This is a genomic window from Aeromonas piscicola (assembly GCF_000820005.1).
Lineage (GTDB): Bacteria > Pseudomonadota > Gammaproteobacteria > Enterobacterales > Aeromonadaceae > Aeromonas > Aeromonas piscicola.
This window is the reverse complement of record NZ_CDBL01000051.1, coordinates 3,143-3,760: the sequence shown is the minus strand read 5'-3', so window position 1 is coordinate 3,760 and position 618 is coordinate 3,143. Positions and strand designations below refer to the sequence as shown.

At 62.8% G+C, this 618-nt stretch carries 1 protein-coding gene; it reads right to left on the bottom strand.

Going from position 1 to position 618, the window contains the following annotated elements:
* Positions 1-62: 62 nt before the first annotated feature.
* Positions 63-618, bottom strand: a 556-nt coding sequence (locus tag BN1128_RS10615; RefSeq protein ID WP_042868499.1) for an L-threonylcarbamoyladenylate synthase, incomplete at its 5' end; no start/stop codon positions are given.

Genomic DNA, 618 nt, shown 5'->3' with positions numbered 1-618 from the left:
GGGGGAGGACTCCCTCCCCCGCTGCGCCCAATGCAGGCGTGGCCATCACGGGTACAGGGTCATCACTCAAACGGCGTAGGATCCCCAGCGCCACGACGACGCAGCACGGGCTCGTCATCGGAGAAATCCACCACAGTAGTGGGCTGCTCGCCCAGATAGCCACCGTTGACCACCAGATCCAGCTGTTTGCCCAGCTTGTCGAAGATCTCTTCCGGGTCAAACTCCGCCATCTCCGAACCCGGCAGGATCAGGGTGGTGGAGAGCAGCGGCTCGCCGAGGGCTTCCAGCAGGGCCAGCGCTATGTTGTTGGCGGGCACCCGGATGCCGATGGTCTTCTTCTTCTCGTTCATCAGGCGGCGTGGCACTTCCTTGGTCGCCTTGAAGATGAAGGTGTAGGGCCCGGGCGTGTTGCCCTTGACCAGGCGAAACGCCGTGTTGTCCACCTTGGCATAGGTGGAGATCTCGGAGAGATCCCGGCACACCAGGGTGAAGTCGTGGGTGGGATCGATGCGACGGATGCGGCAGATGCGCTCCAGCGCGCCCTTGTCACCCATCTGGCAACCGAGCGCATAGCCGGAATCGGTCGGATAGACGATGACGCCACCGTTCTGGATGATC